The sequence below is a fragment of the Stenotrophomonas sp. 2YAF22 genome, from assembly GCF_052114665.1.
In the GTDB taxonomy this organism is placed as follows: domain Bacteria; phylum Pseudomonadota; class Gammaproteobacteria; order Xanthomonadales; family Xanthomonadaceae; genus Stenotrophomonas; species Stenotrophomonas indicatrix.
Map to the genome: position 1 here is coordinate 1 of NZ_JBFRFE010000540.1, position 3,064 is coordinate 3,064.

4 protein-coding genes and 1 pseudogene are annotated in these 3,064 nt (G+C 65.7%); 2 read left to right on the top strand and 3 right to left on the bottom strand.

The annotated features are described in order from the left end of the window. A partial coding sequence (locus AB4Y84_RS17805) for a TonB-dependent receptor plug domain-containing protein (RefSeq protein ID WP_442250572.1) occupies window positions 1-340 on the bottom strand: 340 nt, incomplete at its 3' end. 132 nt (window positions 341-472) lie between these two features. On the opposite strand from AB4Y84_RS17805, the gene AB4Y84_RS17810 reads away from it, so the two are divergent. Both AB4Y84_RS17810 and AB4Y84_RS17815 read left to right on the top strand, forming a co-directional pair. After that, on the top strand, window positions 473-886 hold the full coding sequence (locus AB4Y84_RS17810; RefSeq protein ID WP_025879338.1) for a MerC domain-containing protein: 414 nt from the start codon (window positions 473-475) through the stop codon (window positions 884-886). Window positions 887-996: 110 nt separating this feature from the next. Next, the gene (locus AB4Y84_RS17815) at window positions 997-1,179 is read left to right on the top strand and encodes a 30S ribosomal protein THX (RefSeq protein ID WP_025879339.1); all 183 of its coding nucleotides are present in this window, start codon (window positions 997-999) and stop codon (window positions 1,177-1,179) included. Between the two features lie 83 nt (window positions 1,180-1,262). On the opposite strand, the gene AB4Y84_RS17820 is transcribed toward AB4Y84_RS17815, so the two are convergent. Both AB4Y84_RS17820 and AB4Y84_RS17825 read right to left on the bottom strand, forming a co-directional pair. After that, complete coding sequence (locus tag AB4Y84_RS17820) at window positions 1,263-2,528, bottom strand: alkaline phosphatase family protein (RefSeq protein WP_442243773.1); 1,266 nt, start codon at window positions 2,526-2,528, stop codon at window positions 1,263-1,265. A 327-nt stretch (window positions 2,529-2,855) separates the two neighbouring features. Further along, window positions 2,856-3,064: pseudogene (locus tag AB4Y84_RS17825) on the bottom strand (methylated-DNA--[protein]-cysteine S-methyltransferase); the annotation flags it as partial.

Sequence of the window (3,064 nt, forward strand, 5' to 3'; positions counted from 1 at the left end):
GCACGGCCACGCGCGGGCCTTCCTGGCCACGGATGATCGGGCGGCCGACGCCGGGGCCGAAGAAGGTGCTCTGCACGCCGGGCAGCTTGGCGACGGTGTCGCCGAGGGTGCCGGCCTTCTGCTCGTCCAGGCGCTCACCGGCCAGCACTTCAACCGGGCGCGCCAGCGATTCGGCATCACCCTGCAGCGGCGATGCCGTGACCTGCACCGAGGACAGCTCGGTCAGGTGGCGGTCACGATGCGAATCATCGTCGGAGGCTGCAAAGGCGACGGAGGGCAGCAGCGCAGCAAGCGCCAGGGCCAGGGAATGCGGCTTGAAACGAGGGTGGTGGGAGGGCATGGGCGGTCCTTTGTTACAATATATCAATCGGGTGGCGCACGAATCCCGTCGGCGGGACAGGGGGAGAGAACCGTGCGGTTCGGGGATCGATGTTATATTATTCCATAACGATTCGCCGCCCTGCTGGAAGTCATGCCTTTGCCCTCACGCCTGCGCCACCTGCTCGATCGCTTCGGCGCCACCGGTTCGATGCTGTGCGCGGTGCATTGCGCGGTCATTCCGCTGCTGCTGGCCGCTGCCCCCTCGCTGGGCCTGTCTTTCTGGCTCAGTGATGGCGTGGAGAAGGCGCTGGTGGTGTTCGTGACCCTGCTGGGCTTGTTCAGCCTGGTCTGGGGCTATCGGCGGCACGGCGCGCTGCGTGCGCTGGCGTTTCTGATTCCCGGCCTGGTCGCTTTGTGGGCCGGCGTGCTGTACGACCCGCTGCACCACAACGCGGTGCCGCATGCGGTGGTGATGACCTTGGGCGGGCTGCTGGTCGGCATCGCGCACTTGGTCAACCTGCGCCTGAACCACGGCCACGTGCATGACGCCAGCTGCGCGCACTAGGCGCTACGTGGTAGGCTTTCCGATCGTGCGCGGGGGCGCCCAGCAAGGCGGCCCCGCCGAACCCGTGTCAGTACGGGGTAACCAGATTTCACATTTGAGGAGTTGAAGACATGGGTAAGGGTGACCGCAAGACCGCCAAGGGCAAGCGCTACAACGCCAGCTACGGCAACGCCCGTTCGCACACCGCGAGCAAGGTCGCCGTAGGCGCCGCCGCCCCGGTTGCCAAGAAGACCGTGGCCAAGGCTCCGGCGAAGAAGGCTGTGGCCAAGAAGGCAGTGGCCAAGGCCGGCTGATCCGCCGACCGACCGGTCCAGAGAAAAACGCGGCGCTCGGCGCCGCGTTTTTTTTTGACCATGGCCAGGGCATGGCGCCGCGATCAGCGCAGGGTTTTCTGCAGCGTCTGCGCGTTGCCATCGTTGGCCGCTTCCGGCACCTGCAGCAGGTGCACCAGCAGCGGGTAGACGTCGACATTGTCGAAACCGTCGATCACCAGGCCTTGCCGGAATGAAGGGCCACGGGCGACGAACACTGCGCGCATCGACGGCAACGCGTTGTCGTAGCCATGGGAGCCGCGATCGGCGTGCTCGCGCTTGGCGATCTTCTCGCGCGTCAGCGCGTCCCAGCCTTCATCCATCTGGCAGACGATGGCAGGCACGCGCGGATGGGTGCCGTAATGCCAGCGGGCCGGCAGGTTCTCCTTCTTCCAGCATTCGTAGTGTGCGTGGCGACCGAGCAGGGCACGCTCGGCCTCTGCTTCGCGTCCCACCTCCGGCGCGAAGCCGACCGACTGGCCTGCGCTGACGTTGCGCGCGATGGCAGGGTCAACCATCGATTCGAGGGCGATCACCTGGCCCTCCGGTACCGGCGCCATGCCGTGATCGGAGACCACGATCACGTTGGTGCTGTCGGACAGACCGTGCTGCTGCAAGCCATCGAGTACCTGGCCGATGATCCGGTCGGCGTGCACGATGGCCTCGGTGTACTGCCTGGATTCGGGGCCAAAGTTGTGGCCGGCCTTGTCCACGTGCTCCATGTACAGCGTGGTCAGGCGCGGCGCATCGGCATCGGTCTGYGACAGCCAGTCGAGCACCGTCTGCGCACGCTGCCCCAGCGGTTCCTTGGCATCGTAAATACGCCACTGGCTGGGCCGTGTGCCCTGGATCTCGGCTTCGCTGCCCGGCCATGAGGTGGTGGCGGTGCGCACACCGACCTTCTCGGCACCGACCCAGATCGGTTCACCGCCCCACCATCCGCTGGTGGTCACCGCAGTGCGGTCGTGCAGCGCGAAGCGACCGAGCGCGGTATCGTCCATGCTGTTGTTGATGATGCCGTGGTGGTCCGGACGCAGGCCGGTGACCAGTGTGTAGTGGTTGGGGAAGGTGAGCGAGGGATAGGAGGGCGTCATCCAGCGCGCACGCACGCCCCCATCGATGATCCGTTGCAGGTTCGGGGTAAGCCCGCGATCCAACGCATCGGCGCGCAGGCCATCGATGGAAATCAGCAACAGTTTCGGCGGGCTGGCGGGCGGCGTATTCGCCTCCGCGGCAGGTGCAGCGATGGTTGTCGAAGGCGAGGGCGTGGTGGTACATGCGGCCAGGGGCAGCAGCAGCGCCAGCGTGCAGGTCAGGCGTACGGAAGTCATCCGGTCATGATAATCCGCAGCAATGACGTACCCAAGACACGCCATCGCGCCTGTGGCGCGCTGGTGTGTCCGCGCATTTCACCTTATCCCCGCGCTTTTGGCGCGCCCTCTTGAACAACAAGGGGGCTTTTCTCCAGACAGATTGCGGATGCTTCCATCCACGCACGGCGTGGATCTACCGGAACGAATCAAGCCGACACCGCCCCGACCACCCACGGATAGCCCGCTTTGGACGTTGATGTTGACGTTGACGTTGCTCTGGCTTGTAGCGGGTGCAGGGCGCAGCCCTGCCTCCAACCCTCATGCAAACAGCGGTGCCTGTCGCTGCTCCAGCCGCAACAACGCTGCTTTGGTTTCCAGGCCGCCACCGAAACCGGTCAACGTACCGTTGCTGCCGATCACGCGATGGCACGGTAGCACGATCGGCAACGGATTGCGGCCATTGGCCGCGCCGACCGCACGGGTCGCCGTCGGCTGACCCAGCTGCTGCGCCAGCTGCAGGTAGCTCCAGGTCTGGCCGAAGGGAATCAACGCCA

Bases quoted from the DNA above. Each gene is read 5' to 3' on its own strand.
- AB4Y84_RS17810 (WP_025879338.1), top strand. From the start codon at position 473: ATGCCTTTGCCCTCACGCCTGCGCCACCTGCTCGATCGCTTCGGCGCC.
- AB4Y84_RS17815 (WP_025879339.1), top strand. From the start codon at position 997: ATGGGTAAGGGTGACCGCAAGACCGCCAAGGGCAAGCGCTACAACGCC.